The sequence below is a fragment of the Citrobacter telavivensis genome (genome assembly GCA_009363175.1).
Taxonomy (GTDB): domain Bacteria; phylum Pseudomonadota; class Gammaproteobacteria; order Enterobacterales; family Enterobacteriaceae; genus Citrobacter_A; species Citrobacter_A telavivensis.
Window position 1 is genome coordinate 151,807 of record CP045203.1, and the last position, 26,610, is coordinate 178,416.

At 52.7% G+C, this 26,610-nt stretch carries 28 protein-coding genes and 3 pseudogenes; 13 read left to right on the plus strand and 18 right to left on the minus strand.

Going from position 1 to position 26,610, the window contains the following annotated elements; all coding sequences use genetic code 11:
- Nucleotides 1-7 precede the first annotated feature (7 nt).
- Complete coding sequence (locus GBC03_00920) at nt 8-220, plus strand: hypothetical protein (GenBank protein ID QFS68856.1); 213 nt, start codon at nt 8-10, stop codon at nt 218-220.
- A 12-nt stretch (nt 221-232) separates the two neighbouring features.
- On the opposite strand, the gene GBC03_00925 is transcribed toward GBC03_00920, so the two are convergent.
- The 3 genes and pseudogenes from GBC03_00925 to GBC03_00935 form a co-directional block, all read right to left on the minus strand.
- Complete coding sequence (locus tag GBC03_00925) at nt 233-3,226, minus strand: Tn3 family transposase (GenBank protein QFS68857.1); 2,994 nt, start codon at nt 3,224-3,226, stop codon at nt 233-235.
- Nucleotides 3,227-3,229: 3 nt separating this feature from the next.
- Nucleotides 3,230-3,640 (minus strand): annotated as a pseudogene (locus GBC03_00930) (putative toxin-antitoxin system toxin component, PIN family).
- A complete protein-coding gene (locus tag GBC03_00935; GenBank protein ID QFS68858.1) occupies nt 3,640-3,879 on the minus strand; it encodes a methionine repressor-like protein in 240 nt (79 codons plus the stop codon). Before GBC03_00935 ends, GBC03_00930 begins: the two are co-directional and overlap by 1 nt.
- Before the next feature lie 252 nt (nt 3,880-4,131).
- Between GBC03_00935 and GBC03_00940 the strand changes: the two genes are divergently transcribed.
- Both GBC03_00940 and GBC03_00945 read left to right on the plus strand, forming a co-directional pair.
- Nucleotides 4,132-4,611 (plus strand): TraA, encoded by a 480-nt coding sequence (locus tag GBC03_00940; GenBank protein ID QFS68859.1) that lies wholly within the window; start codon nt 4,132-4,134, stop codon nt 4,609-4,611.
- A gap of 11 nt (nt 4,612-4,622) precedes the next feature.
- The gene (locus tag GBC03_00945) at nt 4,623-5,381 is read left to right on the plus strand and encodes a hypothetical protein (GenBank protein QFS68860.1); all 759 of its coding nucleotides are present in this window, start codon (nt 4,623-4,625) and stop codon (nt 5,379-5,381) included.
- A gap of 19 nt (nt 5,382-5,400) precedes the next feature.
- Here the strand turns inward: GBC03_00945 and GBC03_00950 are convergent, their stop codons facing one another.
- The 5 genes from GBC03_00950 to GBC03_00970 form a co-directional block, all read right to left on the minus strand.
- On the minus strand, nt 5,401-5,967 hold the full coding sequence (locus GBC03_00950) for a TetR family transcriptional regulator (protein ID QFS68861.1): 567 nt from the start codon (nt 5,965-5,967) through the stop codon (nt 5,401-5,403).
- A 10-nt stretch (nt 5,968-5,977) separates the two neighbouring features.
- Nucleotides 5,978-7,489, minus strand: a complete 1,512-nt coding sequence (locus GBC03_00955) for an MFS transporter (GenBank protein QFS68862.1) — start codon at nt 7,487-7,489, stop codon at nt 5,978-5,980.
- Between the two features lie 337 nt (nt 7,490-7,826).
- Nucleotides 7,827-8,363 (minus strand): transposase, encoded by a 537-nt coding sequence (locus tag GBC03_00960; protein QFS68863.1) that lies wholly within the window; start codon nt 8,361-8,363, stop codon nt 7,827-7,829.
- An 11-nt stretch (nt 8,364-8,374) separates the two neighbouring features.
- Nucleotides 8,375-8,770 (minus strand): PIN domain-containing protein, encoded by a 396-nt coding sequence (locus GBC03_00965; protein QFS68864.1) that lies wholly within the window; start codon nt 8,768-8,770, stop codon nt 8,375-8,377.
- Nucleotides 8,767-9,018: an AbrB/MazE/SpoVT family DNA-binding domain-containing protein gene (locus GBC03_00970; protein QFS68865.1), complete on the minus strand. Its 252-nt coding sequence runs from the start codon at nt 9,016-9,018 to the stop codon at nt 8,767-8,769. The genes GBC03_00965 and GBC03_00970 overlap by 4 nt, the downstream gene beginning before the upstream one ends.
- 181 nt (nt 9,019-9,199) lie before the next feature.
- Here GBC03_00970 and GBC03_00975 point away from each other — a divergent pair, with 181 nt between their 5' ends.
- The 3 genes from GBC03_00975 (at nt 9,200) to GBC03_00985 (ending at nt 13,066) form a co-directional block, all read left to right on the plus strand.
- Nucleotides 9,200-9,766 carry a recombinase family protein gene (locus tag GBC03_00975; protein QFS68866.1) on the plus strand — a complete coding sequence of 189 codons (567 nt, stop codon included), beginning with the start codon at nt 9,200-9,202 and terminating at the stop codon, nt 9,764-9,766.
- Between the two features lie 129 nt (nt 9,767-9,895).
- Nucleotides 9,896-10,825 (plus strand): recombinase family protein, encoded by a 930-nt coding sequence (locus GBC03_00980; protein ID QFS68867.1) that lies wholly within the window; start codon nt 9,896-9,898, stop codon nt 10,823-10,825.
- Nucleotides 10,826-11,452: 627 nt separating this feature from the next.
- Entirely contained in the window at nt 11,453-13,066 is a 1,614-nt protein-coding gene (locus GBC03_00985) for an HNH endonuclease (GenBank protein QFS68868.1), read from the plus strand.
- Between the two features lie 115 nt (nt 13,067-13,181).
- Here the strand turns inward: GBC03_00985 and GBC03_00990 are convergent, their stop codons facing one another.
- Nucleotides 13,182-13,481, minus strand: a complete 300-nt coding sequence (locus GBC03_00990; GenBank protein QFS68869.1) for a hypothetical protein — start codon at nt 13,479-13,481, stop codon at nt 13,182-13,184.
- A gap of 414 nt (nt 13,482-13,895) precedes the next feature.
- On the opposite strand from GBC03_00990, the gene GBC03_00995 reads away from it, so the two are divergent.
- Both GBC03_00995 and GBC03_01000 read left to right on the plus strand, forming a co-directional pair.
- Nucleotides 13,896-14,102 (plus strand): hypothetical protein, encoded by a 207-nt coding sequence (locus tag GBC03_00995; GenBank protein QFS68870.1) that lies wholly within the window; start codon nt 13,896-13,898, stop codon nt 14,100-14,102.
- 100 nt (nt 14,103-14,202) lie between these two features.
- The gene (locus tag GBC03_01000) at nt 14,203-14,454 is read left to right on the plus strand and encodes a hypothetical protein (GenBank protein ID QFS68871.1); all 252 of its coding nucleotides are present in this window, start codon (nt 14,203-14,205) and stop codon (nt 14,452-14,454) included.
- A 36-nt stretch (nt 14,455-14,490) separates the two neighbouring features.
- Here the strand turns inward: GBC03_01000 and GBC03_01005 are convergent, their stop codons facing one another.
- The 6 genes and pseudogenes from GBC03_01005 to GBC03_01030 form a co-directional block, all read right to left on the minus strand.
- Nucleotides 14,491-14,988: a hypothetical protein gene (locus GBC03_01005; protein QFS68872.1), complete on the minus strand. Its 498-nt coding sequence runs from the start codon at nt 14,986-14,988 to the stop codon at nt 14,491-14,493.
- Between the two features lie 504 nt (nt 14,989-15,492).
- Complete coding sequence (locus GBC03_01010) at nt 15,493-17,559, minus strand: DUF87 domain-containing protein (GenBank protein ID QFS68873.1); 2,067 nt, start codon at nt 17,557-17,559, stop codon at nt 15,493-15,495.
- A complete protein-coding gene (locus tag GBC03_01015) occupies nt 17,556-18,947 on the minus strand; it encodes a hypothetical protein (GenBank protein ID QFS68874.1) in 1,392 nt (463 codons plus the stop codon). The genes GBC03_01010 and GBC03_01015 overlap by 4 nt, the downstream gene beginning before the upstream one ends.
- A 7-nt stretch (nt 18,948-18,954) precedes the next feature.
- A pseudogene (locus tag GBC03_01020) lies at nt 18,955-19,137 on the minus strand (recombinase family protein).
- A gap of 54 nt (nt 19,138-19,191) precedes the next feature.
- Nucleotides 19,192-19,896 carry an IS6-like element IS26 family transposase gene (locus GBC03_01025; GenBank protein QFS68875.1) on the minus strand — a complete coding sequence of 235 codons (705 nt, stop codon included), beginning with the start codon at nt 19,894-19,896 and terminating at the stop codon, nt 19,192-19,194.
- Nucleotides 19,897-19,907: 11 nt separating this feature from the next.
- A complete protein-coding gene (locus tag GBC03_01030) occupies nt 19,908-20,795 on the minus strand; it encodes a LysR family transcriptional regulator (GenBank protein QFS68876.1) in 888 nt (295 codons plus the stop codon).
- Between the two features lie 90 nt (nt 20,796-20,885).
- On the opposite strand from GBC03_01030, the gene GBC03_01035 reads away from it, so the two are divergent.
- The 5 genes from GBC03_01035 (at nt 20,886) to GBC03_01055 (ending at nt 23,874) form a co-directional block, all read left to right on the plus strand.
- The gene (locus tag GBC03_01035; GenBank protein QFS68877.1) at nt 20,886-21,224 is read left to right on the plus strand and encodes a thioredoxin; all 339 of its coding nucleotides are present in this window, start codon (nt 20,886-20,888) and stop codon (nt 21,222-21,224) included.
- 89 nt (nt 21,225-21,313) lie between these two features.
- Nucleotides 21,314-21,883, plus strand: coding sequence for a TetR family transcriptional regulator (locus tag GBC03_01040; GenBank protein QFS68878.1), 570 nt, complete (start codon nt 21,314-21,316; stop codon nt 21,881-21,883).
- Between the two features lie 10 nt (nt 21,884-21,893).
- A complete protein-coding gene (locus GBC03_01045; GenBank protein ID QFS68879.1) occupies nt 21,894-22,229 on the plus strand; it encodes a carboxymuconolactone decarboxylase family protein in 336 nt (111 codons plus the stop codon).
- A 678-nt stretch (nt 22,230-22,907) separates the two neighbouring features.
- Nucleotides 22,908-23,663 (plus strand): alpha/beta fold hydrolase, encoded by a 756-nt coding sequence (locus GBC03_01050; GenBank protein ID QFS68880.1) that lies wholly within the window; start codon nt 22,908-22,910, stop codon nt 23,661-23,663.
- 13 nt (nt 23,664-23,676) lie between these two features.
- A complete protein-coding gene (locus tag GBC03_01055; GenBank protein ID QFS68881.1) occupies nt 23,677-23,874 on the plus strand; it encodes a hypothetical protein in 198 nt (65 codons plus the stop codon).
- Nucleotides 23,875-24,015: 141 nt separating this feature from the next.
- Here GBC03_01055 and GBC03_01060 read toward each other — a convergent pair whose 3' ends face one another.
- The 3 genes and pseudogenes from GBC03_01060 to GBC03_01070 form a co-directional block, all read right to left on the minus strand.
- Nucleotides 24,016-24,276 carry a DUF2534 family protein gene (locus tag GBC03_01060; protein QFS68882.1) on the minus strand — a complete coding sequence of 87 codons (261 nt, stop codon included), beginning with the start codon at nt 24,274-24,276 and terminating at the stop codon, nt 24,016-24,018.
- Nucleotides 24,277-24,332: 56 nt separating this feature from the next.
- Nucleotides 24,333-25,120 (minus strand): annotated as a pseudogene (locus GBC03_01065) (TonB-dependent receptor).
- A gap of 28 nt (nt 25,121-25,148) precedes the next feature.
- Complete coding sequence (locus GBC03_01070) at nt 25,149-26,387, minus strand: IS110 family transposase (protein QFS68883.1); 1,239 nt, start codon at nt 26,385-26,387, stop codon at nt 25,149-25,151.
- Between the last annotated feature and the right edge of the window lie 223 nt (nt 26,388-26,610).

Consider the following 26,610-nt stretch of genomic DNA (forward strand, 5'->3'; position numbering starts at 1 on the left):
GGTCACGATGAGCGCCATTGTCCTTGAGTCCGTGCTGACTTGCCCGCGCTGCGGCTTCGCCAAGCCGGAAACCATGCCCACGGACGCCTGCCAGTTCTATTACGAGTGCAGCAACTGCAAGGCGCTGCTGCGCCCCAACCCAGGGGATTGCTGCGTTTTCTGTTCGTTCGGCTCGGTGAAGTGCCCGCCGATCCAGCAGCAGCTTGGGTGTTGCTCATAGCGTTTAGGGGGATCACAGGTCGTCGTCTGGATTACGCAGTGGCCGCAGCTCGCCGCGCGCAACTTCTTCCGGTACCGCAAAGGAATACCGCCCGAGCATGTTGATGTGCTCGTAGATCAGCGGCGATAGCCGGGCCAAATCCTCTTCCAGCACTGGATAGCCGTGCTGCTTGAGCCGTTCCACGGCCGCCGTCATGTAGAGGGTGTTCCACAGCACGATGATGTTCACCACCAGGCCCAGAGCACCGAGCTGGTCTTCCTGGCCTTCGCGGTAGCGCTGGCGGAGCTCGCCGCGTTTGCCGTGGAACACGGCGCGGGCCAGGCTGTGCCGGCCTTCGCCTCGGTTCAACTGGGTCAGGGTGGCGCGGCGCTTGGACTCGTCGTCGATATAGGTCAACGTGTGCAGAGTCTTTTCGATCCGCCCGAATTCGGCCAGCGCCTGGGCCAGCCGGGTGGGTCTATCTCCCGTTTGCAGCGTGCGCATGATGCCAGTCGCCGGCACCCGGCCGAGTTTGAGCGAGCCGGCCAGGCGCAGCAGGTCGTCCCAGTGCTCGGCGATCAGGTCGAGTTTGACCGACTGGCGGGCCAGCCCGTTGAGCTTGCCGTAGTCCGCGTCCGGGCGCGTGCGCCAGAAGCGGGTACCGCCGACATCGGCCAGCCGCGGACTGAAGTGGTAGCCAAGTAGGCGGAAGAGCCCGAACACCACATCGCTGTAGGCCCCGGTGTCGGTCATGATTTGCGTCGGCTGCAACTCGGTCTGCTGTTCCAGCACGACCGCCAGCAACACCAGGCTGTCGCGCAGCGTGCCGGGCACGGTGATGGCGTTGAGGCCGGAGAATTGGTCGGAAATCAGGTTGTACCAGGTGACACCCCGGCCGGTGCCGAAATACTTCGGATTGGGGCCGGCATGCACGGTGCGCACCGGTACGACGAAGCGCATGCCATCGGCGGAGGCGACCTCGCCGCCACCCCAGACTTGGGCCAGTTCCAGTTGGCTTTGCGCTCCGACCAGGATGGCGTTAGCCGCTGACAGGGTGTCGTCGCGGATATAATTCTGGCTGACCCAGGACAGCCGGTCACGGCGCAGCGCCGGGTTGTCGGTGCGGATCAAGGGCTCCAGGCCGGTGTTGCAGGCCCCGCCCAACAGCACCGCGCAGAGGCTGGTGACCAGGTTGTCGGCGCGTGCATTGCGTTCGGAGACATGGGTGAAGGCCTCGGAAAAGCCAGTGCGGGCGGCGATTTCCAAGAGGATTTCCGGCAGATCGACACGCGGCATCAGGTCAGACACGGCCGCCCGCAGTTGCAGCAACGAGCAGGGCTCGTCCAGCTTGTCCAGCGCCCCGAGCGACAGTTCGGTCTTGCCCTCGGTGTTCTCGCTCAGTTGAATCGCCGGGTTGTCGGGCAGGCGCGCGGCTACTGCCAGCCAGGTTGCATCCAGCTCGACGGACAAGGCGTCCAGGGTGGTTTTGGCGTCGATGGTCAGGCCCAGTGACCGGCAGATGATCGGTCGCGCCGCCAGCCATTCGGCACCGTCGAGCAGGCCAAGGCGCGGGTCGGCATAGCGCCAACTGGGCGAGACGAAGACATCGCGGCGGCGCAGGGCCGTGCGCAGCGCATCGAGCGTGCAGAACACATAGGCACCCATGTCGAGGGAGCCATCTTCGCGGGTGATGTGCTTCTGCCAAGCCTTGGCCACGATCTCCTGCGGCGCGTCATCCTCTGGCTTCCGGCGCGGCAGGTTCAGTTGCAGCCACTCCAGACTAGCCGCCACGCCCTTGCCGGCCGGGCTGAAGCCGAAGCGGATGTGCTTGAGCAGGTCGGGCAGGAAGCGGCGCACGCTGCGGTAGCGCGCTTCCAATGCAAGAAAATAGACGTCATCTACCGGGCGGATCAGCGCGTTGACCTCTTCCAGGGCCTTTTCCAGGGTGGTCCTCGGCAGGTCGTTGAACAGCCGGGCGCGCACGTTGTCATCGCTGATCGAGCTGTCCAGCACGACCTTGCACGCGGCGGCGAGCGTCGCGGCCGACCGATCCAGGTCTTTCAGGCTGCGCATGCGGGCTTTCTTGTCGGCCTTCTCCGCGTTGCTGAACAGGTCGCGCAGCAAGGCCTCCAGGACTTCCAGTGCGTCGTCGTGCGCAGTCGCCTCCAGGCAGAGTGCGAAGGCCACCAGTGTCGCCATCCGCCGCGACGCCGGCAGCCGATTAATCGCGGTGACCTTGGCCGTGTTGGCGAAGCGGGCCAGGGCGGCGATACGGCTGGGAGGGATGTGCGCCGCCGCCGGCAAGGTGATGCCGATGCCGCGCACGTCATCGAGCCGGCGCAGTGCCCGAATCAACGCGGGGCCACTGACCATGACCGGGCCGGAGCGCAATTGATCCAGCCGGGAGCTGCGGTTGCCTTCGGCCACCGTCAGCAAGTCTTGCAGTTGCAATCGCTGTTCCTCAGTCACGCTGCGGCCCAGCGTAAACCAGAGGCGTTCTTCGACCCGACTGCGCAACTGGGCGATAAAGCGCTCTAGTTGAGACACACCAGGCAGGAGGACTTTCTGTGTGAACAGCCACGAGGTGGCTCGCTCAAACAGCACTCCCGGCCGGTCGGTGCCCGTCCAGCAGAGGGCATACAGCCAGCGGCTCAAGCGAAAGCCGATGCCCGGATCGGTGAAATGACGATAGCCAAAGCGGTTCTGAATATCGGTGGCATGTATCCAGCGGCGATGATCGCTATAGCGCTGGAGGCAGTCGGGGTCTGGAATCGCCAGTTGTCGGCAAAGCACCTGCAGGACTTCCACCGGCACGGCGGCGGGCTTGTCCGGCAGAACGCCAACGAAGCGGACGGTGGTCAGCAGAACGGCATAACCCAGACGGTTATGGTTACCCCGCAGCACCTGGATGGCTTCACGGTCTTCATCGCTCAGGTGGAAGTAACGTTCCAGCTCTTCACGGCTGGGCGAATCAACATAGCGGCCAAAACCGTCGCGTTGCTCTTGAGTCAGAAAACCGACCGGCATTGATCACAGCACCTCGACGCAGAACACGGCGGGCGTGACGATCCGCGTGCGTTCGATGTGCCCGCGTTGCAGCAGGCCGGCGCGGCGATCACCGGTTACCAGGTAGTCCGCATCGCCCGCCAAGGCCATGGCCAGCAAAAACGAGTCATCCGGATCATCGGCTTCGACCTCGATGGTCAGGCGCTCCAGTACCACAGCCCGTTGCAGGTTATTGATCATGGCGCCCACCTTGGCGGGCTGTAGGATGGCCTGAAGCTTGGGATAGCGGCTGGCTCGACGAATTTCATCGAGTTGCATCCGCGAGGTCACCACCTCGAAACGCGCCGCCCGTCAGGCACGGTAGATCGCATCGGGCGCGCCATGTGGCGAGATCAGGGCGCTGAACAGGATGTTGGTATCCAACACGACCCGCATCAGCGCTTACGTGCCCAGTCGAGCGCTTCGTCAACCGCGTTGGTCAATTCTGCCTCACTCAGATGGGCGTTAGCGGCCTTGGCCTGCTCAGCGCTCAGCTCCAGGATGTGTGCCCGTACCGCTTCTTCGATGAAGCGCGACAGGTCGCCCTTACGGCCGCCGCCCTGGCTGGCCAGAAACATCCGAAGCGACTGGTCGGTGTCGGCCGAGACGGCGACATTCCAGCGAATGGTATTCATAGCGTTCTCCGCTAATAGGTGTTTGTGTGTTTATACGCCAATCACAAAGGGCGATGCAATGGTTCGACAAAACGAAGGTTTTGCCGAACTCTATCGAGGAATGGCTCGTGTCGTTTTCAGAAGGCGCCTGCGCCCGACCGGCTGGCCGAGCGGGCGCGGGGGCAGTCGCCGCTTGAGGCCGCCGTTGACCGCTATTCGCGGGCCTATCAGTCGATCGACCAGCACCGGCGCGAGGGCTTGCCGGTCCTCGACATGCAGCGGCAGGAAATAGGCGATGCCGGCCGGCAGCTCGACCAGGTGCAGGGCGGCATGAAAGATTTGCTGCGCTCGACGTTGCAAAACGACCCGGCGACGGTGCGCGCCATGACCGAGCTTTCCGGCCGGGAGCGTGTCGCGCAGGTTATCGACGGGATGAAGCGCGAAAACGCGGCGCTGCAAGACCCGAATATCAGGGCCGAGCGGTTCGTTGAACGCTGGCAGGAGCTACAGGGCCAGCGCCGGGAGCTTCGCGGCTGGCAGCACGACGATGCCCGCGCCAAGGTCGAAAGCCAGATGAACGGCATGACCAAGAGCCTTGAGCGTGACCCGCAGGTAGATTCCATCCTGCGCAATCGCCGTCAGGAACTCGGAATCGGGCAGCAGCAGCGCCGGGGGCAGAGCATCGCCCACGAGCTGCAAGAGGAAATGTCACGCAGCCGGCAACTTAGCCGGGGCATCGGTTTGGGAAGGTAGGCACGGAGAATATGGCGGAGCTGGACGACGACAGGGAAGGAATCGAGCCGGAAGCACTGGACGAGGACGCCGGCGACCCGGCCGCCGCGTTCGACGCGCTCCGGCGCACGATCGAGACGCAGGGCGCGCAGATCGGCGCGGAAATGACCGTGATGCGGCGCGGGCTGGAAGCGGCTTTCGACCAGCTCGAAAAGATCGAGCCGGCGCAGGACTACAAGCCCCAGCTCGCCCAGCTCGTGCAGGCGCTCGACAATGTTGCGGAGCGGCTGCACGGCGTAGAGCAATCGCCTATTCTCCGGCAGGGTGCGACACACTATGCGGCGCTCCTCGAGCGCAGCGGCGAGGCCCTGATACGCACCGCCGCGCAGCAGCTCGAGCGGCAGGCGTCCGACCTCGAGCGCGCCGGCCGGAACCTCGCCGCTCATACGAAAAGCGCCTACGACCGGAAAAGTCAGGATTTCCGCATATGGATGGCCGGCCTTGTCGGGCTGTTCGTCGGCATATTCCTGATTTTGCTGTTGCCGCGTTTCCTGCCCTTCTCGGCCGACACCCATGTTGCGGCGACCGTCATAGGTCAGGACCGATGGAACGCCGGCGTCACCATGATGCGGGTGGCCGATCCCCGAAGCTGGCGCGGCGTGGCCGATTCCTCGCAGCTCGTGCGCGACAATGCCGAGGCGATCGGGCAATGCGCCGAGGCCGCGCGCACGGCCGGTTCAGATCAGCAATGCACCATCACCGTGAAAGCGCCGGCAGCACCGGCGCAGTAGGGTTGTGGGGGGACACCAGTTATTTCGGGAGGTTTTCTTCCGCCTCAACAGGTCCGGCGGCCATCGCGACGAGGCGCGCCGCGATACGCTTGCGCAGTTGCTCGGGGAGCGGGCGCGACGACAGCGCCTCGTGAATCCACAGCCCATCGGCGGCAAGGCGCGAAATGAACCTGTCCAACTCGGCAGCGTCGTTTCCAATCGGCGCAGGAGGTGCCCAGCGGTCGATGACCTGTTGCCACAGATCGCCAAGCTGCCGATTGTCGGAGCTTTCCAGCATGAGCAGTAGTTCGACCCGCCGGGCAGCTCTTGCGCAGGTGTTGATGTAGGCGGCGTGTCGTTCGGCGTCTGTCGCCCTGTCCGAGGTGTTGCCGGCGCTCGCTTCCAGCTCCTGTTCCCATGAGCGAGTCAGATGCTCATGGGTGGCGAGGATCAGGGCTTCGCGCGACGGGAAATGATACAGAAGGCCGGCGCGTGTCATGCCGGTTTCGAGCGCTACGGCGTCGAGGGTGACGGCGGTGAGGCCGTCACGCTCGATGATGCTCACAATGGCTTCAAGCACTTCGAGGCGCTTGCTGGCTCTCGCCATGTCGGCTTCCTTAGTGTTGTGTGGGATAGGCTGACGATTGCGAGCCGGGACCGTAGCGCCGCAACAGGATGCCGGTGATCAGGGCACCCACGGCCAGAACACCCGCCGCCACGTACATGACGACCGTATAGGCGTGGTCGAATGCGATTCCTGCCGCTTGACGCACGACAACACCATCGGCCCCCGCCTCGTTGGCAAAGACCAGCGCCGACGCCATGCTGTCGCGGGCCGCTTCCGAGGTTCCGGCGGGGAACACGACGTTGACCGTATAGAGGTAGGCCAAAAGACTTCCGAGAATTGTGACAGCGAACAGACTGCCAAACTCGTAGGACACTTCCTCGACCGACGACGCCATGCCGGCGCGATGCACAGGCACATTGCCCACAATAGCCGTTGATGCCACCGACATTGTTGCACCTACGCCGGCACCGGTCAGCGCCAGACCGGCGATCAGCCAGCCAAGGCCATGAGTGATGCCCCATGTCGCAAGCAGGACCGCCAGCGATCCCGCCGCAAGCCCGCCAGCTATAAGGATACGTAGGCCAATACGATGCAGGAATGCACCACCGAGCAGCGCAGTCGGCAATGATCCGAGCGCCGCCGCCGAAACCAGCATCCCGGCTTCCAGCGGCGTGAAGCCCGCAACGAGCTGGAAGCGTTGCGTCGTAGCAAGCTCAACACCGCCGATGGCGAACAGGGAGAACGCGGCCGCTAGAACGCCCGATGTGAACGCGGCATTGCGGAAGATCGAGAAGTCGAGCAGCGGGAACGGCAGGCGCAGTTGCCGGCGGACGAACAGCGCTCCGGCGAGGATGGCAACCAGCAGCGAAATAGCGGGGACGGCCCACGACTGCCCGGCATGGGCAGATTCCTTGATCGCGATCACAAAAGCCGACAGCGCCACCAATGCCTGAAACGACGACACCACGTCCCAAGGCTTGGTCGCATCGCCGGCCACCTTCGGCGCAACGATCAGCGCCGAAATGAAGGCAGCGACCACTACCGGCACATTGATGAGGAACACCGACCCCCACCAGAAATGGCCGAGCAGAAAACCGCCGATGATCGGTCCGAGCGCAGCGCCGACGACCGACAACGACCCCCAGATCGCAATGGCGATGTTGCGTTCCCGGTCATCCTCGAAGGTGACGCGGATGAGGGCGAGTGTCGCGGGCATCATCGCCGCCGCGCCGACCGCCAGAAAGGCCCGCGCCCCGATCAGGATTTCCGCTGTAGGCGAATAGGCCGCCACAATCGACGCGACACCGAACAGCACGAGGCCGATGAGGAACATGCGCCGGTGACCGATCCTGTCACCCAGCGTCCCGGTGCCGAGCAGCAGGCCGGCCATGACGAGGGGGTATGCGTTGATGATCCACAACCCTTGCGTTGCCGTCGCGCCAAGCTCGCGCGTCAGGGTAGGCAGGGCCGTGTAGAGGACCGAATTGTCCAGAGCGATAAGCAGGAGACCGGCGGCGACGGTCACCAGAAGAACCCAGCGGTTCGAGTGGGCGGCAGGCATGATAGCACCATTCAGTGAGAGTAGCCAAACTTTACAGACAAGTTAGTAAAGTATCAAGCGCCTGCCCGTGAGGAACTTCAGACAATGGCCGACAGCGGGGCTTCGCATTCCGGGGCGCGATCAATTTGTCGCGAAATTCCTGATTTTTGCGACAAAATCGCCGTGTCGTTTTCAGAAGGCGACTGCACCAGTTCACTGGGCTGGCCGCCGTGTGTGCATAGAACTTCTGACCGGGAACGGTCAGAAGTTCTATGCACGAAGCGCCGCGAGAGATCGGAATTGCTCAGAACTCTTGTGCACGGCGCGACAAAGCCGGAACCGCCGAAAATTCCGGCGATCAACCGGCAAGCTGCTTGATGCGCTCGGCCAGGCGGCCGAAAGCCTCGTTCACGTATTCCAGCACCTTGGGTTCTGCGCCCTGCGTGCGCAGCGAGTCTTTGAAGGCTTCCAGGTCGGACAGCCATTGCCGATGCAGGCGGCCCAGCTCGTCGAGCTGAGGCCGGAAGTCTTGGAGACTGCCGCTCGCACGAAACGCCTGGTAGCCACGCTCAAGCGTGGCCGCCGTGGTCAGCAGTTGCGCGCCCATTTGCTTGTGCTGTTCGGAGAACTCGGCCATGCCGTCATAGGGCCGCGAAGCCTTGCGGCGCTCGGCTTCGGATGCCTCTTCCATGATGCGGGCGTAGCGGTAGAACCCTGGGAACTCGCGGGACAGCGCCATGAGCTGCTGATCGGATGTGCCGACCCAAATCCTGTGCAGGTCAGGCCCGTACCCCATCATGCGATTGATGATGGCATGGGCCTCGCTGACACCCTGGGCGGCAAGCTGCTGCATGTGTTGGTCGATCTTCGCGGCCAGTCGGCGGAATTCGTTCATGCTCATGTCCGTCACAAAAGGCGCGTTGATTGCCCTTGCGCCGTGAGAAGTGCCACCGCCTTCTTATCGAAGGAAACGAAGGTTTCCCCGCCAAGCCAGTTGCCTTCGTAGGCAATGACGCCATCGGCAAAGTCTCCGCCCGCGTCGAGCACCAGCAAGCCAGCCTCCACGGCAGGCCGGTTCACTTCCACATTCGCGGCGGCCAGTAGTGCCCGGATCGCGCTGGCCGCGTCGGCTTGCTGGAAGCCGTAGACACGCAGCAGCACCCAAACAAATTCGCATAGGCACGGCAGCGCGACCGCGATCAACTCGGCGTCGGTCAAGACTGCGGCGGCAACGTCCGCTTGTGCGGGATCGTCACGCACAACCGCACGCACAAGGACGTTGGTATCGACTGCGACCTTCATTGCTTACCTGCCCAGCCTTGCGCCGCCGCCTCGTTGATTTCTTCGATGGTGGCAACCTTCTGCGTCTTGCCCGCGAGCAGGCCGACAAAGTTGGCTATCGTCCCTGCGGGCCGTGCCGCCTTGAGCACGCCCCGACCGTCTGGCAACAAGTCCAGCTCGATCTTGTCGCCTGGCCTGATGCCGAGGTGTTGCAGTACGTCCTTCCGAAACGTCACTTGTCCCCGTGCGGTAACGGTCAATGTGGTCATGGTGGTTTGCCCTCGCAATCAAGGTTGATGCTTCACATAGTAATGCAAAAATGCCTTACCGTCAATGTCCGTCAAACGATCATTAGTCGGCCATGCCGGACACTGTCCAGCAAAGTTATTGCACAACGGGTTGTCGGACATTAAGATAGGCGGACGGAATGACGGACAAGAGAGGCGGCAAATGGCACTGATCGGCTATGCGCGGGTATCGACGGCGGAACAGGACACCGCCTTGCAGACGGATGCGCTACGCAAGGCAGGCTGCGAGCGCGTTTTCGAGGACACGGCTTCCGGGGCCAAGGCCGACCGCCCCGGCTTGGCTGATGCGCTGGCCTACCTGCGCGACGGCGACGTGCTGGCCGTCTGGCGGCTGGATCGGCTCGGGCGCTCTATGCCGCACCTAATCGAAACGATAGGCGCGCTGGAAGCGCGAGGCGTCGGCTTCCGTTCTCTGACGGAAGCCATCGACACCACCACGCCAGGCGGGCGGCTCATCTTCCACGTGTTCGGCGCGCTGGGCCAGTTCGAGCGCGACTTGATCCGCGAGCGCACCAAGGCCGGGTTGACTGCCGCCGCCGCTCGTGGGAGGAAGGGCGGGCGAAAGCCGGTTGTCACCGCCGACAAGTTGCAGCGAGCGCGGGAGCACATCGCCAACGGGCTTAATGTCCGAGAGGCCGCTACACGGCTCAAGGTGAGCAAGACGGCCCTGTACACCGCGCTGCAATCCACCAGTGCAGCCGACTCCTGATATTCCGTGCAGTCGTCTTCTGAAAATGACAGCTCGGTTCGTTAAGCTCCCCGCGCTACGGTTCAAATAACTGGTACGCTTAATCAAAGTTCAACTATTACTAACGTAGTCGAGTAAACAGTACTTTTGATGAAGATCGGTTATGCGCGAGTGAGCACTCGGGATCAGAAAGCCGACCTACAAGTCGATGCCCTGAAACAGGCCGGGTGCGAACGCATCTACCAAGACATCGCCAGCGGCGCGAAAAGCGCCCGGCCGGAGTTGGACAAACTGCTGGCCAACGTGCGGCCGGGTGATGCCGTGGTGATCTGGAAGCTGGATCGCCTTGGGCGTTCCCTCAAGCACCTGGTCGAGTTGGTCGGCGAGCTGGCAGAGCGCAAGGTCGGCTTACAGAGCCTGAATGACCCCATCGACACCACCCACGCCCAAGGCCGCCTGGTGTTCAACCTGTTCGCCTCGCTGGCGGAGTTCGAGCGCGAGCTGATCCGCGAGCGGACTCAGGCGGGTCTGTCGGCCGCACGGGCGCGTGGCCGGATCGGTGGCCGTCCCAAGGGCCTGCCAGCCAAGGCTGAGGCCACCGCCATGGCGGCCGAAACCCTCTACCGCGAAGGTCGCCTGAGCGTCAGCGCGATCGGCGAGAAGCTGCACATCTCCAAGAGCACGCTGTACAGCTACCTGCGCCACCGTGGTGTCGAGATCGGCGCGTACCAGAAGAGCGCCAGGTCACGCGACCAGCAGCCTTCGGCCGCGTCGCCGGCAGAGCCGCCCGCCGCCGAGCGGGTGGCCACCGTCACCCTGCGCCTCGCGGTGGTGAATAACAGCAAGTTCGTGCGCGGCCGGAAGCGGGCCACGGAGAACATTGAGCGCTACTGCCTGGAGCCCTATGGCATGAAGCGGCTGGATGCCGGCCACTATGAGTTGACCATTCCGTATCGGAGCGACGATGAGCTGGACAAGAGCGTGCATGACCTGCTGACCGAGATCAGCCAGGAGGCCGACATGCGCAACTGTTTTGTCGAGATGGGCGCCTGGGAAGAAGACACCGAAAAGCGTTGGTAGGGCTTACGTTGGTTTTTGGTTCCATTGCTCCCCAAACCCCGAATTCACGTAAATCACCCTCTATTAGTCCAACATACAAATAAACTTCCCCTTTCTGCCCCTGCGCTTCGCTTGGGGCAGAAAGGGGAGCCGTACCTGAAACCTCCGTGTCGTTTTCAGGATCGGGCCCGTGCCCGGGGTAACCATTCTGCCCGGGCCCACCATTTTAAAAAGAAACCGCCGTGCCCGGTCTGGCCATTTCCCCCGCCTGCGGCAACCGGGCCGTGCCGGTCTTTCCGTCCGGTTCCTGCAAACCCCACATAGGGACTCCGGTCGCTGGATGAGCCATGCGAGAAAATATGAGAAAAAGAGAGAAAAAAAGAGAAAAAAAAGAGGGGCCGGGGGCGCGAGGGTTTCAGTGGGCATAAAGGTCAAGGGCGCTTTGCAGGGTGGACGCGGGGGTGTTGACCCTGATCGCATTTGTATGTTGGACTAATTTTGCATATATGAAGACAAGAAAAGACGCGCTGCCGACAGAGCAGGTATACTCTCGCCATCAAATGTGCGGCCAGCGGCGGGGGATAGGTAACGACCGCAGGCCTCCGCGACCGGTATCAATGATGATGATGCCCTGCCAGGTAAAGAGTAGTGACGACGAAAGTGAAGGTGAAGAAAACCCGGGCCGAACGTAAGCAGCATAGCCGGGACATGCAGGCCAAACATGAAGCGGAAAAAAAGGCCGCTAACCTGCGTAATATTCTAAAGAGAGACATTCTGGCCACGCTGGGTATCCCTAAAAATCACGGTGGGCGGGCAGCTCTTTCTACATTCATCACCGAGCACTTACTGAAGGGTGAGAGTCAGGTTCAGATTGTTGCCATGCTAACCGGCAGCGAATTGATGAAGCGGGCACAGCTTGCCGAAATCGAGCGCCTGAAGAAGATCACGGAACTGGCCAATCAAACCCGCAGAAACGAGATCACCAACCGGGCGTTTGAGCGCCTGGGTATCACAACCCGGCATCCAATGGGCGATTTAGTGCTGAGCATGGTGCGCGAACTGGCAAACCAGAATTTAAATACCGGTGAGATAGTAGAACGCCTGAATGATAACGAAACCGTACTGGAATCGCGCCGCCTGCACAAAGAGAAGCGAGCGGATCTTGAACGTCAGATTGATGAAGGTATTGCCGAGCGCAAAAAGACCCGTGTTGATATGCGGGAAGTGCTCGCCTACATGGCCCAGAAGAACGGTACAACGTATACGCCTCCCGCAGACACCTGGCGATCTCCTGAACATCCGAATGGCGATTCACCGACCCGGCATAATGGAAAAATCAGAGAGAGCCGTCTGACCGGCGCTGAAAGCACCCAGAAAGAAAACCCACGTCAGTACGGTTTGCCCAACCTGAAAACCAGTAGCGCTTCCATCAACAAGGCCGGAATGAGTGAGGCCATTAAGCTGGTGGGCGGACGTGTGACGGAATTTCGCACCTATCTTTATGAGCATCGCGATACGGGACTACGCGCTGATGTGCTGGCTCGCCGGTTTATGGCTGAGTCAATGCAAGGCAAAAAGATGGTTGACCCTGTGCCGGTCAATGAACCAGATAATCTCCCGGCTCCCACACACGAACCTGCCAAACGTAAATGGACGAAGGAAGAAAAGCAGGAAGCGCGTGACCGTGCGCTGGCCGCAGCAAGCCAGGTCGGAAAGCTTAAAGAAGCGGAAACCAACGGCATTACGCACGATGTAGTGCGAGAATCGCAGCCAGCACCCCAGCCAGCCCTGATCTCCGTCGAAGTTGAACAATCCCGCGTCTCCATGCAGGAACCGTCTGTTGCGCCCCTGGCGCACCCTAAACGTGAAGGCTCTACAACCTGCGTGGTGACCAGGCCGGATCAGGCTGATTTCGCTGCTACCGTCCGTCGAAACTGTAACGACCGCTGCGTGATTACAGGAGCAAGCTTACGCCGCAGGACAGAGGCCGCACACCTGGTAGAGCATAGTGCTGGTGGTCTGGATCACTGGAGTAATGGCTTGCTGCTTCGTATCGATCTGCACCGGCTGTTTGACGACAACGTCCTTGCCATTTGCCCGGAGACGTTGACCGTCCACGTTGACCCTGTCGCGCAGGCCGAAGATCCCGATTTGCAGCAATACGATGGCCATGTGATTACCGGGCTTTGCCGTCCGATAGACCCGGCGAATCTCGTCATGCGCTGGGAGCGTTATCAGCGCCGGTTAGAACTGACCAAGTAAAACCGGTAATCCATCAGGTGCGAATCGTGGGAATGCGCCAGCTCGGTAACCCCACGTCACCGGATTGAACCATCACAAAAAAGGAGCCCACCGGGCTCCCCAAAAACGAATTGTTTTATTGTTCCTGCTTAGTTCTACGTAGGTACTCTTCAGCCTTTATCTTTATTTGCACGAGTTCAGCGTAAAACTCACGTTCCATTTGGTATGTTGGCATCTGAGTATAATACTCTTCCACCTGTGGCCAAATTCGCTGAAGTTCTGCATATAAATCATGGAGAGCTCTATCTGCCCAAGATGACGATTGGTAGGATTCAAGCTTTCTGATAGTGGCGCTAAGATGTACTAAACGCGCCACTAATACTTTAGTGTTTACGTATTGTGTTACGGTTCTATCCATGTGGTTTAAGTTACTCATATTATTCCCTAATGAGGTGCTCGCAGAATTACGAGGCAGAGATAACATAACCTTAAAACCTACATACGTGTAGCCCAATCATTACTTTATAGCTAAAAATGCCAGATTTACTCTATGGCCCCCAATCCCTACAGACCTACAGCAGATCTCGTCCACATAGGTCAGTTCCAGCGCAAACTATGGGATCTGAATGTTTGTCGAACGAAAACTTACGGTAGTGAAGTAATTGCCTGAAACATTGTAAATAACTTGCATAGAAAACGCCCTCAAAACAGCGTCCTTTTTTTATCGAAGTTTCAACGGTTCTGGTAGAGTTGTTTTCTGACAGATTTTATTATTAACGTGAGTGGACGCGTCTGGCGAATAAGCTGGTGCAACTTCCCGAAGCCCTCCAAACACCAGGAGACTTAATTTATGGAACTATCAACAATTTCTGAAGCGTTGATTGGTGGTTTAGTTGGTGGCACTATCGCAGCAGGTTCCATCCGGGTATTATTCATTCCAGAAAAGTTTGAGTGGATATTGTTAGCCTGTGTTGTCCTTGCCACTGTTGTTACCTTTTTCTTTGGCCACTCTATACCAAATCCATTTATGATGATAAGCAACATGTATAGTTATTGAATATATAAGACCGTGCTCGTTAGACGTGCTCTGATTGATTTCCATATATGTTTCAAAAGCTTCTGGCCAGTTTTTTCTGTGTTAGATAGGATAACAGAATATGATGACACTTCTTTTTTCGATTTACTGTTCCCTGGTCATTATCGCGGGCGCTTTCTTTAGCTGGTTTCAACGTGAAACTATCGCTACCCGCTGCATTCTTTTTGGCGGACTGGTGATAGTAGCAGCGATCAAGCTAACAACGGATTTTACGACTGTCGCTGTTTCCACGGTTCTGATTGAGGGATTTTTGCTAACGGCTTATGTTATTGCTGTCCGTTTTATTCAGTGCATTGTAAACAGGGCTGCATAAACAACCCGGACAGAATGCCCATCTATTTATATCAGGCTAATCTACGTGTGACATTTCAATCGCTGCGCGAGCTTCAATGCCCTTCGATAGCAACAAGTTTGCAATGCGCTCTGCGAGGTCTTGATTGGCGCAATGAAAGCGAATAGGCAACTTTTCATGTTTCTCACTATCGATGTAGAACATTACAGAATTGATACTGTATAGCGATGCATATGAAGGACGAGGTTCTATCATCAAATTCAATTCTGGAATAGAAGCTAAAAGTTTAGACATATAATCATCCAGCAGTTCAATACAAACTGGCCGGATAGTTAATAAAGCGGGATTTTCCTCCGAACTAGTCCATTGTCGTGCCTGTAATCTCAAAATATTGAGAAGGTGCAACGATTCATAAGGAATTGTCTTTCCCGTCCGTTCACCCAGGATAACGGATTCCAATGTGTTAATTCGGGATGATAGTCTTCTTATCTTCCGCAACTGATAGATGCTAAGTGTTAATGTTATCACAAATAAAACACCCAAAATAATTGCCATATTTATATCCCATTCGGTTTATTCGTATTATGCCGTGAATATCGATACTCCAGCTATAGGTGTTCGGGACATCCTCTACGCCGGTAGTATCTGCAAAAACTTGTTATTCCATCATATAGTGCATCTCTGAAAACACCTTTTTCGGGTGATACAGCCTTTCATTACTCGGTTCCCCTTTTATGCTGCTACCTGCCTATCAGGTGGTTAGTATGCTTACCAGCCACTTTTTACTATATTGTCCGTTTTGTTAACTGATTTGTTAATGCTTCCATTTGACAGGTCTGGAAAGATACTTTTCTGATTTTAGGGGTTTGAGGGCCAACGATGTAAAAAACCACGTTAATAGGTTAACCTATTGTTTTATTTTAATTATTAGGTGCTGCATTTACAGCTACTCCAATGATCATGGGGCTGATGGTCGATGGAACGCAATACCAAGTAGATTGATTGCATAAAGTTCCTTCAATTCCGATCTGCCCTCCCGTTTTCACATCCTACTTCAGTTCAATTTTGTTGCCATTCCTTTACAACAGCTTCCCAATTGGCCGTTCTCTCGACCAATTTCCCATCAGCATCCTTTCTTGTCCAAACATCCCAGAAATCAGGGTCATCAGAATGGGGTTGCTGCTCTTTCGTCAAATTTTTCATTTTAACTAAGACAGGAAGTTCAGATGCCCAGCCCATCAGTATTGCATGTTGAGATGGCAATGAAGGCAATTCACGGAGTAATCCTCGCAAATTGTCGGGTACCATTTTATGAACTTGCTCCTGATCTTTGTCATTGCTAATTCGATGCAGAAGAAAAGTATTACATTGAGATAAAACTGTAGGTGATAATTCTGATGGTCGTTGCGAAGAAATAACCATACCGAGACCAAATTTCCTGCCTTCTCGTGCAATTTTCTCAAATACTTGACAGCAAACAGCTGCGACATCCTGATTTTCACTGTCCTCACGATACCGTTTAATAAATGTATGTGCTTCTTCAGCAACAAGTACCGTAGGTAAAGATTTGTTATATAGTCGTCTATAACGTTGCAATGATTCAAAAATAATTCTTGAAATGACAGCTGTCACAAGATGAGTAATTTCAGTTGGTACTAAAGAAAGATCAATAATTGAAACGCAGCTATCACCATCACCATCTTTCCCAATATATGTTTCTAACCAATTAGCCAAGTCAACTCTATGCTCTGAGTCATTGGTTATGGGTTTCATTCTTGTATCCGCAAGCATTGTGCGTATTCTAGCTACTAGATATTCAACATATTGCTCGCTACCATTTTCTTGTGCTAACGCCTCTAAATAGGAGACTAAATTATTTCCGTCAAAAGGGACGGGGATATCCTCGTTTTTAGGAAGGAGTTCACACTCATCGCCTCCAAGGCTCTGAAATGAAGATAACACTCCATTTATGATGTTATCAACTGCGCTAACTTTAGCATTGTAATCTGGATATCTGCCTTCTCTTTGCCCACAAAAATCTTGAATAGAGATGATTAATTTATCTAACTCAGGGCATGGTGTAGTTAATCTCGCTTTGTATTCTTCCAGACTCTGACGCCAAATATTAATTTTAGCCAAAAGATTTTTGGCTCCAGGGAAATCATTAAGTGCCGCTGCTCCTTTAGATTTATCCGCTTTTAAAGAAACCAAAATTGTACCTAGGTATTTTTTAACTTCTATATCTATATTCTTTTGTAAATCAAATTCTTCATTTCTCATTGCTCTCAAGGAGCGTTTTAGTAATGGAAGTTGTGCTTTAGGACTTGCTTGCGTGAATGATGCCCACTCCGAACTATTCCAAAACCATGAGGGTACTTGTAATTGGTTTTCACTGCCTTCAGCCTCAACCTTAAATACTCTACCTTTAAATTTCGTCGTTGGCCCCAAAGCACGTGCATACTCGCCGTTGGGGTCTAGGATGATAAATCTGGCATTTGGTTTTATTTGTGATTCCAATGCAGATTCGAGTGACCACTGGATTAATCCAGATACAGAGCAAGACTTACCGCTACCAGTATTTCCGAGCACTGCTATATGACGACCAAATAATCTATCAGGATCTACAGCTACATTTGCATTGTTCGCAAGTGGACTTTGTCCAATGATCACTCGCCTATTATTTCCAGATTCGACTATTGATCTAAGTTGTAAATCTGTCGGTAGTAAAATAGCAGCCCCAATAGAAGGAAACGATTCAGAACCTCGTTGAAATCTGAAATAATCAGTACCATCTTTGGACAAACGTTTAAGCATTCCCACCGGATTCAAACTTATTTTTTTTCGGGGGAATGGTAGATTTACTAAACCAAATTCTTGAACATCTCTTTGTTTTGGATAAGGCGAATGTTCTACAGCAAGCCACTCTATTTGCCCAACTAAGTAACCATTATCACATGATATTAATACATAACTGTTTACTCTTGGAAAGTTTCTAGGCGTTCCTGCATTCAAAGCAACAGTATCAGGTGAGTCAATCTCTAATATTGCTCTAATTTCATTAGGTGAAACAAAATCTACAGTGCCGACCCTGAGTTGCTCACCTTGTTCAATCGGAAATGAGTTCATTCAGCATCCTCGCTATTATTTGAAATTGTTGTACGATATAAACCCCTTGATTTCAATAGTTCTGCCATACGAATTGATGATCTGTCTATCGCTGCTTTAGGAAGATAAAAATCCACTAAATTCTTGATATCTCCAAAGTGGTCACCAAGTAATAAAGATATTTGAGCTTTTCTTCCACTTTCGTTTACAAAGCGCATAATTCTACCGAGTGGATCGCCGTAGGCAATTATTACTATATGCGTTGAGGGTATTGTCAGCATGTCAATAATAACACGGTTTATATGTTCATCTCCAAAACTATAACCATATGTTACCAAAGTACTATTAGGACGACATGTTGCAGATGCTAAGTCTCTGAATAGTTCAACATAAGGGTATTCTGATGTTTCTCGGTCTTTAACCGAGTTTGGATAAATCATTAATTGATGATAGTTCGCTGCTCCAGCAGCCTCCACTTGTAAAAAGGGTTCCACCGAACTCGCACCAAAAGGTAATCCAAATCGCCTTATGGCTCCTTCGGTAGTATACCAGTCCAATGAGCCATGTAATTTAGTAAAGCGCGCCACACCTTCCAAATATCTTGGTTCACCACGAATACCCGGTGGATTATAATGATAGTCGACTTCTAGTCGCGAAGATCTGAAAATAGGCGCTATAGTACCAACAAATCTGTCAATTAGTCGAATACCTGCTATTTCAGCTCCTGCTTCAATTATCCTGTCGTAATTCGTCGTGAAAATATGTAATCGATCCCTTGTCGCTGTTCGACTTGAAAAACTCATCAAAAAACTTACTAAATAATTAAACGTTTGTGTTTTTAAATCGTTTTTTGCATCGCGAATTAACTTTTCCCCATTACTAACTGAATCTGAGAATAATTTCAAACATCTTGTTAGCTCATTATTTAAATCAACTAACTCACTTTTTAAATTTCGATATGGGAGAGCACCAGGAGGCGGTTCTGGAAGTGGGAGATTTTGCGCAGTTAAAATCTCTAATCCTTTAATTAACTCATTAATTGAACGGATTTGGTCTTCAATATTACCTCTTCCTCTTCCTGAGGCTTCAGCTGTTTTAGCTACATAACTATCTATTTCAGCCTTGCAAACTTTGAGATCATTAATCCATCCCATGCCTTGAGGTTTCGTGCCTGTCGCTGACTCTTGGATTGCTGAACTAAGTCCCGCGCCAATAAGTATATTTAGGTGTTCAGACTGAAAAAGAGCAGTTAACCAAGGTTCTATTCTTAAACGCAAAAAATCAGGAGTGATTTTATCTCCTGGTTTTGCCCATGAGCAGTGTCCAACAACTTTAAATGCACCAACTTCGCTGTGTGGATCCAACTGAACCGGAGACTGGTCATCTCCAAGCTTTAAGTATTGACTCACTTTGAATTCATCCTTCGTTAGAGTTAATAGCTGTTTTTCTTTTCAGCCTAAAATAGGTCGCCCTTGATATACCCGTTTTTTCCATTACTTCCTTAACTTGTACGTCCTTATTAATCAATTCATTAGCTAATTCAGCCTTCTTGTGAGGCTTTCTTCCGAATTTGACCCCCTTAATCATAGCGGTCTTCCGCCGGCACTGTTGCAAAGTTAGCGATGAGGCAGCCTTTTGTCTTATTCAAAGGCCTTACATTTCAAAAACTCTGCTTACCAGGCGCATTTCGCCCAGGGGATCACCATAATAAAATGCTGAGGCCTGGCCTTTGCGTAGTGCACGCATCACCTCAATACCTTTGATGGTGGCGTAAGCCGTCTTCATGGATTTAAATCCCAGCGTGGCGCCGATTATCCGTTTCAGTTTGCCATGATCGCATTCAATCACGTTGTTCCGGTACTTAATCTGTCGGTGTTCAACGTCAGACGGGCACCGGCCGTCGCGTTTGAGCAGAGCAAGCGCGCGACCATAGGCGGGCGCTTTATCCGTGTTGATGAATCGCGGGATCTGCCACTTCTTCACGTTGTTGAGGATTTTACCCAGAAACCGGTATGCAGCTTTGCTGTTACGACGGGAGGAGAGATAAAAATCGACAGTGCGGCCCCGGCTGTCGACGGCCCGGTACAGATACGCCCAGCGGCCATTGACCTTCACGTAGGTTTCATCCATGTGCCACGGGCAAAGATCGGAAGGGTTACGCCAGTACCAGCGCAGCCGTTTTTCCATTTCAGGCGCATAACGCTGAACCCAGCGGTAAATCGTGGAGTGATCGACATTCACTCCGCGTTCAGCCAGCATCTCCTGCAGCTCACGGTAACTGATGCCGTATTTGCAGTACCAGCGTACGGCCCACAGAATGATGTCACGCTGAAAATGCCGGCCTTTGAATGGGTTCATGTGCAGCTCCATCAGCAAAAGGGGATGATAAGTTTATCACCACCGACTATTTGCAACAGTGCCCGCACAACAGCATGCCCCGTACGCAGGTAAAGCTCTTGCGTAAGTACATTCGTGATTTCCGGATGTCCCCGACGTACAGCCACGGCGTAATCATCAGTGAAACATGACATGGATTCGATACCGTTCCGGGAATGTTTTTCTTCTTCTTCAAAACCTAATGCAAAATCGACTTTACCAGAGAGCAGGTCGTCGTTGGCGTTAAAGTCACGCGAATAGATAAGCCTGATAGTTATCCCTGGCGCAAGATGGTTAACCCGGGCAACCAATGCAGGCAGGATCACTGCAGCGGTGTAATCTGTTGCCGCAATTGTAAATGTCGCCTGGCTATTTTCTGGCTCGAAGCGTTCAGAATCATGCAGGCAGAATGAAATGCTTCTCAGTGCACTGGAAATGTTAATGGCCATCCCTGTCGCTTTCACCGTCGGCAACATGCGCCCCCCAGTCCGAATAAACAGCGGATCCCCTAACGCCTGCCGTAAGCGGTTAAGCGCATGACTCAACGCGGAAGGACTGAGAGCGAGTTCCCGGGATGCTTCTGCCACACTTCCATGGCGATATATTGAATCGAAAATAAGCAACAGATTTAAATCCACTTTTCGCAGTGCTGACGACATACTGATTCCCTCTAACATTTTATAAATACTGTATTCATTGAACAAAGCACGCCAGGCTGAGACACCGGTTGCAGGCAGCCGATTCACAGAACATGATCTGTAACAGTCCCGATCGCGGTGTGCCGAAAAAAGAGCCCTACCTTCTGATATCAGCAGTAAAAAACTGATAACGGGCATCACTGACCCGGAGTGTAACGACCTGCCAGCAGTAGAATACAACATCGCTTGCAATCTACCTACTAGATGGTTAGAATTGATTCATGGTCATGAAACACGCATCTGTTTGGTCAGAGTCAAAAATCAGAGGGGTGTATGAGCGAACTAAAGAAATACGACGAAAATAATTTTTGTGAAATTGAAAGGTACAGCGGTGTCTCGGTCGTGCGGCTTTATGCTGACTGGTGTGCACCGTGCAGGCAATCAGATGTTTTTTTCAGGGAGTTCGCACGCCAGCTTCCGGAAGATATCAGGACAGGGGTGGTTAATGTCATCCTCGCGCCAACACTGACTTGGAAGTATGATATTGCAAGTATCCCGGTTACCTTATTTTTTCGGCAGGGACAGTTAGTGAAACGAGCTTATGGCCCCAAAAGTATCAGCGAACTCAGCAGAGACCTGATGGGTGCCAAAGACCAACAAGCTTATCATTAGGATTTCCATCCAGTCATGAGCTTGCAGCGACTGTTATGAAAATAGGGAATCTGGGTAATTCTTTTAATGATTTCCTTAAGGAGTAACCAATGGCTGTGATGACTCGTGATAAAATTCTGTTTGAAGCAAATGCGCTTATGTGTGGTAAAGGATATTCTTCATTCAGTTATGCGGATTTATCTAAAATAATTGGAATTACTAAGGCAAGTATTCATCATCACTTCCCGACGAAGGATATCTTGGGCGAAACAGCTATACTGGAATCGTTGCAAAAACAGGAGCAAAGCCTCACAGCAATCGACGAAAATAATAAAAGCTGTGTAAATCGTATCAGAGCATATATTGACTTGTTTATTGAAAGTTTTCGCAACTCCCAATTACCACTTTGCTGCGCACTGTCCGCAGAGTTGGATAATTTGCCGGTAAACATGAAAGAAAAGGTAACGATTTATTTTGATTGTCAGGTGAACTGGCTTGAAAAAACGCTGAACGAAGGTGTTGATTCTGGAGAAATTAAATCTGAAATTAACATCCATCAGGCAGCTATGATGATTCTGACGTTGTGCGAAGGTGCTTGCATTGTCGCGCGACCGGTCAGAAATGAAGACGTGTTCAGACAGAGCTTTGAACAAACTCTTACGCTTTTAATCAATAAATAGGAAAATAGATATGAACTGGAATGAATACCGTAAAGAAACACTGTCTAATGTATCTGATTTTGCAAAGGCCGCTCCTGAAACAATGAAAGCACTGATGGCTGTGTCTGCTGCACCGCAAAAAACCGGCCATCTTGATGAAAAAACGCGTGAGCTGATCTCCGTCGCTGTAGCCATCACCACGCGCTGCGATGGTTGCATCGCCGCTCATGCTGAGGCTGCTGTTAAAGCTGGCGTGACGGAAGAAGAATTAACCGAGGCACTCAGCGTGGCGATAAACCTGAATACGGGTGCCGCAATGGTATATTCCTCCCGTGCACTTGCTGCAGTTCGTCAGGTTCAGAAGTAAGTTTTACCCTCATATAGTTGCCACTCATTTTTATTAAGCCATCGTTAAAAATTTCGATGGCCCTGCATCCCTAATGAAACCTCATTCATAAGATGTGGGCCGGGGGCGGTCATGGAAAATGTCTCAGATTCTTTCTCATCTCATGATTGCCATATTTGGAGCACTCCCGGGTGCTCATTTTTTTAACATATAGCTATCTGAAAATTTATTTATACTGGTGATGTTAGATAATTTATCATTTGGTTCTTCCCAAGGTGATTACCTGGACAAAAAACAGCCCTGCCAAAAACTATAATTATTTTTCTTATATCACAGCGGAATCAATAATTTCCCTGTTGCTGGCATCAAGCACTTCGCTTTTTGTAACATACATCATCAGTGTCATCTTTATTAATGATTAAACTTTTCAGCATTCTTGTTTAAAAAATTTAAAAACTTAAATTACCGGTTCCGCATTCAGTTTAAAGATCTAAAAATTTCCTTATTGTATTTTCGAATGATGCTTGTTCGAAATAATAAAAGGCTCTCAGACAAGCAACTGGACCCAGAGATGATTATCCGATAATTATTTTTTCAGTCTGCCAGTCCTGAGTTTCTTCACTCATTCGGGGCTGGCCAGAAAGATTCCTAACCTGATCAAGTAATTTTATTTTATATAAGCAGTTAAATGGAACACAAATGACTAAGACACGATTCACATTTACCAATAATGAAGGACATGAACTTTGTGCGCTGCTGGAAGAACCCGTGGGAGAGATAAAAGCTTACAGCCTGTTTGCACATTGTTTCACTTGCGGCAAGGACTTGCGCTCTGCTTCCCGCATTACACGACAACTACTCGCACAGGGAATTGCGGTTCTGCGTTTCGACTTTACAGGACTCGGAAACAGTGAGGGCGATTTTAGTAATACTAATTTTTCCTCCAATCTCAGCGATCTGCGTTCTGCAATCGATATGCTTCGACTGAAATATCAAGCGCCCGCATTGTTGATTGGTCACAGTCTTGGCGGCACCGCGATTCTTGCTATCGCAGGCGAAGTGCCGGAAGCCAGAGTGGTTACCACGATCGGTTCCCCTGGGGAACTGTCGCGATTGACGCGATTGTTCGAAGATGACATTAAACACATTGAAACAAACGGGTCTTTCCCTGTCAGTCTTGCTGGACGTCAATTTACAATAAAAAAGCAAATGCTGGATGATCTTAAACGACATAACGTTGCGGACAAGATTTTTATGATGCAAAAACCACTGCTTATATTTCATGCTCCTCAGGACGATACGGTCTCAATCGATCAGGCTGAAAAGATCTATGCGGCTGCGAAACATCCAAAGAGCTTTATTTCACTGGATGATGCCGATCATCTTCTCAGCAAGCCAGCTGATGCTGATTATGTGGGGTCGTGTATAGCATCTTGGGCATTCCGTTATCTCTAAGAGATTAAATTCTATGAACTGGCACAGCGCATTGTTAACCCGGGACACCGTTGTTGACCTTTCTTACAACAATACGCAGAACGTTCGTCGTTTCATGAAGGCGGAGTGCAGTAAGGCGTTTCGATTTGACCGGGAATTTATAGCATGGGTGCGTAACGGCGAACCGAAAACGTTGGGATATGTGGTCAATGAATGGAAGCAGAGGTCATGAGTTTATCAAGCCTGACTCTCAGATTGTACGACAAAATCAATCAGAACTATTTCGATCTGCATGTGCCAGTGCGAATAGCTCTGGCACATTTCGGTTAAGGCCCTCAAAGTATCGGCTTAAGGTTATGAGGTTAAAGCTCTGCTAACTCTTTTCATCCCTGGGCCCCAGGAAATAAAAGCCAAAGGGCAGTGAGCCTACAATCGTAAACATAAGGGTGTAAATGGCCACCCATGCGCCCTGGATGATAAACAGGGATATGTCCCAGGTTTCCATTGGCAGATTGTACTGGTTTTCCACACCCTGGAATGCGGCTTTTGACACCACGCATGCCGCAACGATAAACACACAAGCCACAGCAATAAGAAATTTTTTCTCTTCCGGGGTTTTGAGAATTTTCAACATAACAATTTCCTCATCTTTTATGAATAAACAACCCGGCCCTTTCGAACCGGGACCGGTCAGAATGTCACATTAATTTTGCCCCAGAATGTTCTTCCTGGTTCGTTAACGGAGGTATTGGCGGAGTAGCCAGAGCTACTGTTACCCGCCTGGTTGAAATGCTCGCTGTAATCCTTGTCTAGAAGATTATCGACACCGGCGCTCACTTTAAAGTACTTGTTCACAAGGTAAGCGGCATTGGCGGAAACCACGGCGACACCGGCGCTGCTGTCAAAATCTTTGCCATCACATTACCTTCATTAATCGCCACCCGATACTGGCTTCTGACCAGACGTAGCAGCCCGGTGCTGCTCCAGTTACCACTTTCACAGGACAATCCCAGACGGGATTAGATAAGTGGCATTTGCGGAAGGGTTTTACCATCTTCCGTGTTCTGCCCCTGGAATAGGCCAGACTGGCGTCGATTTTCCAGCTGTCGGTCAGCTTATAGCTGATACCGGCCTCGCCTCCAATGATAGTAGCGTTGATATTATCGACCTGGCTGATATACGCATCGTTGGGATCGTAGCGGAAAAGGAAAAATCATTTACGCGACCGACATAAGCAGAAACCCAGGCGTTAGTACGCTTGTCGGAATACTGTGCGCCAATATCAAGCTGGGTCGTTTTTTTGGTTTTCACTTTATCAAACGCGTCTGAGGTGCCGTCAGGCCCGTAGGTGGGGGAAACTGTTCCCAGTAGTCCGGGAAACGTTCTGTATACCCAAGCCCGGCATAAAGCATTAGCGGCATTTCTGCGAGGGTATGCTCGAAACGTACAAACCCGGCAGGAAGAGTGTCCGTCCGCTTCACGCCCTGAGACATTCGACAAGCTTTTTTATGGCTTCAGTAAGGGCGACTTTCGCGCTTCCAGTGCCAGCAAATACTTCGCTTCATCGTACTGGGTCTTGGTCTTCCAGCAGCGGTAAATGATCCTTATCCATTTGAAGGCCAGAGCCCGGATTGCAGACTGGTGAGATTTTCCTTTTTCTCGCAGTCCCCGATAATAAAGTCTGGCCCAGTATGATGAGTTAACCGTCTTGGCAGCCCATTCAACAAAGGTTTGCCGGACGAACTTGGCACACTGCCATCGCCAGTGAACCCAGGATTTCTGGCCACTTCGTTCTGTCACCGGTGCAATACCTGCGTAGTTTTGAATTTCTTCAGCGCTGTTAAACCGGTCACGGTTATCACCAAGTGCAGCAAGCATTCGTGGTCCCAAACACGGCCCCATGCCCGGAAGTGATTTGAACAGCCCCGAATCTGGCAATGTGTCAAACAGCGTTTCGATTCGTTCGTCATAGGTTTTGATGATTTCACTCACGACTTTAATTTGTGTCGCCAGTGCTGTTGCCATCAAAGCATTAGCCTCTATAACACTCGGGTCTGTCGTCAACGGAATGGCGTTATCAATACTCACAACACGCTGCTCGGTAAGGGCCATTGCGCGGCCACCTTTGGCATTGAGAAAGTTGCGGATCGTGTCTCGCCTGGCTCGTTTTAGTTGTTGCAGACTGGGCCATCGCATAATCAGTTCACACAATAGCAAGCTACCCCGATGTGAGAACCACTCCAGGGGCTGAGGATAATACTGTTTGAGTGTGTTGATTAGCCGGTTCACAAAACGGCGCTTATCTTCAACCAACTGACGACGCTGCTCAACCAGTTGCTGGAGTAACCGGATATCGGCATTGTCGGGTTCAATGGCTTTTATCTTTTGGGGATAACGCAGCATTAACTCTAATGCCAGCTCGGCATCCTGCGGGTCATCTTTAGCACCGCTGGGCGAGAAGGCTTGCCGGTAACGAGCCAGAGACAAAGCGTGGACGGGGAAAACGGTGATAAATGGATATTTCTGAAGAGCATACACCACGGGACCTTTCTTCAGCTCAACGGCGATAGCGATCCTGCCTTTTACCTTCTGGTGTAACTCGGTAAGCCAGACATCAAGCGCTTCCGGCGTATGTTCAATCACATGGAATGTGCGTTCACCGTTTTTAAACTGAACACAGACATCGTGCTTTTTATCTGCCCAGTCCAGACCAACGTGCGCAGCAAATTGATTAGTCTCAGTCATCACCAACTCCTTTTTATCGGGGATTGGTATGCATTCCACGCTCTTCGAAAGAAATATAGCCAGCAGTTATCTGCATGCCCTGAGTATTCGTTAGCGAACGTGGAGCACCTACTGGCTCGAAAGAAAAGCGGCGATCATCGCATGATTCTCGCTCAATATTCGTAACCAGTAAGCGCATACCCTGAATCACTTCAAAGTGTAATTCTCAGGGTGCGAATGACTA

Coding starts and splice junctions, on each gene's coding strand:
- GBC03_01025 (QFS68875.1), bottom strand. CDS start 19,896: ATGAACCCATTCAAAGGCCGGCATTTTCAGCGTGACATCATTCTGTGG.
- GBC03_01030 (QFS68876.1), bottom strand. CDS start 20,795: ATGTTGTATTCTACTGCTGGCAGGTCGTTACACTCCGGGTCAGTGATG.
- GBC03_00925 (QFS68857.1), bottom strand. CDS start 3,226: ATGCCGGTCGGTTTTCTGACTCAAGAGCAACGCGACGGTTTTGGCCGC.
- GBC03_00995 (QFS68870.1), top strand. CDS start 13,896: ATGGAACTATCAACAATTTCTGAAGCGTTGATTGGTGGTTTAGTTGGT.
- GBC03_00945 (QFS68860.1), top strand. CDS start 4,623: ATGGCGGAGCTGGACGACGACAGGGAAGGAATCGAGCCGGAAGCACTG.
- GBC03_00950 (QFS68861.1), bottom strand. CDS start 5,967: ATGGCGAGAGCCAGCAAGCGCCTCGAAGTGCTTGAAGCCATTGTGAGC.
- GBC03_01005 (QFS68872.1), bottom strand. CDS start 14,988: ATGGCAATTATTTTGGGTGTTTTATTTGTGATAACATTAACACTTAGC.
- GBC03_00980 (QFS68867.1), top strand. CDS start 9,896: ATGAAGATCGGTTATGCGCGAGTGAGCACTCGGGATCAGAAAGCCGAC.
- GBC03_01000 (QFS68871.1), top strand. CDS start 14,203: ATGATGACACTTCTTTTTTCGATTTACTGTTCCCTGGTCATTATCGCG.
- GBC03_01060 (QFS68882.1), bottom strand. CDS start 24,276: ATGTTGAAAATTCTCAAAACCCCGGAAGAGAAAAAATTTCTTATTGCT.
- GBC03_01040 (QFS68878.1), top strand. CDS start 21,314: ATGGCTGTGATGACTCGTGATAAAATTCTGTTTGAAGCAAATGCGCTT.
- GBC03_01055 (QFS68881.1), top strand. CDS start 23,677: ATGAACTGGCACAGCGCATTGTTAACCCGGGACACCGTTGTTGACCTT.
- GBC03_00975 (QFS68866.1), top strand. CDS start 9,200: ATGGCACTGATCGGCTATGCGCGGGTATCGACGGCGGAACAGGACACC.
- GBC03_00955 (QFS68862.1), bottom strand. CDS start 7,489: ATGCCTGCCGCCCACTCGAACCGCTGGGTTCTTCTGGTGACCGTCGCC.
- GBC03_01035 (QFS68877.1), top strand. CDS start 20,886: ATGAGCGAACTAAAGAAATACGACGAAAATAATTTTTGTGAAATTGAA.
- GBC03_00990 (QFS68869.1), bottom strand. CDS start 13,481: ATGAGTAACTTAAACCACATGGATAGAACCGTAACACAATACGTAAAC.
- GBC03_00965 (QFS68864.1), bottom strand. CDS start 8,770: ATGAAGGTCGCAGTCGATACCAACGTCCTTGTGCGTGCGGTTGTGCGT.
- GBC03_01050 (QFS68880.1), top strand. CDS start 22,908: ATGACTAAGACACGATTCACATTTACCAATAATGAAGGACATGAACTT.
- GBC03_00920 (QFS68856.1), top strand. CDS start 8: ATGAGCGCCATTGTCCTTGAGTCCGTGCTGACTTGCCCGCGCTGCGGC.
- GBC03_01045 (QFS68879.1), top strand. CDS start 21,894: ATGAACTGGAATGAATACCGTAAAGAAACACTGTCTAATGTATCTGAT.
- GBC03_01010 (QFS68873.1), bottom strand. CDS start 17,559: ATGAACTCATTTCCGATTGAACAAGGTGAGCAACTCAGGGTCGGCACT.
- GBC03_00940 (QFS68859.1), top strand. CDS start 4,132: ATGCAGCGGCAGGAAATAGGCGATGCCGGCCGGCAGCTCGACCAGGTG.
- GBC03_00970 (QFS68865.1), bottom strand. CDS start 9,018: ATGACCACATTGACCGTTACCGCACGGGGACAAGTGACGTTTCGGAAG.
- GBC03_01070 (QFS68883.1), bottom strand. CDS start 26,387: ATGACTGAGACTAATCAATTTGCTGCGCACGTTGGTCTGGACTGGGCA.
- GBC03_00960 (QFS68863.1), bottom strand. CDS start 8,363: ATGAACGAATTCCGCCGACTGGCCGCGAAGATCGACCAACACATGCAG.
- GBC03_00935 (QFS68858.1), bottom strand. CDS start 3,879: ATGAATACCATTCGCTGGAATGTCGCCGTCTCGGCCGACACCGACCAG.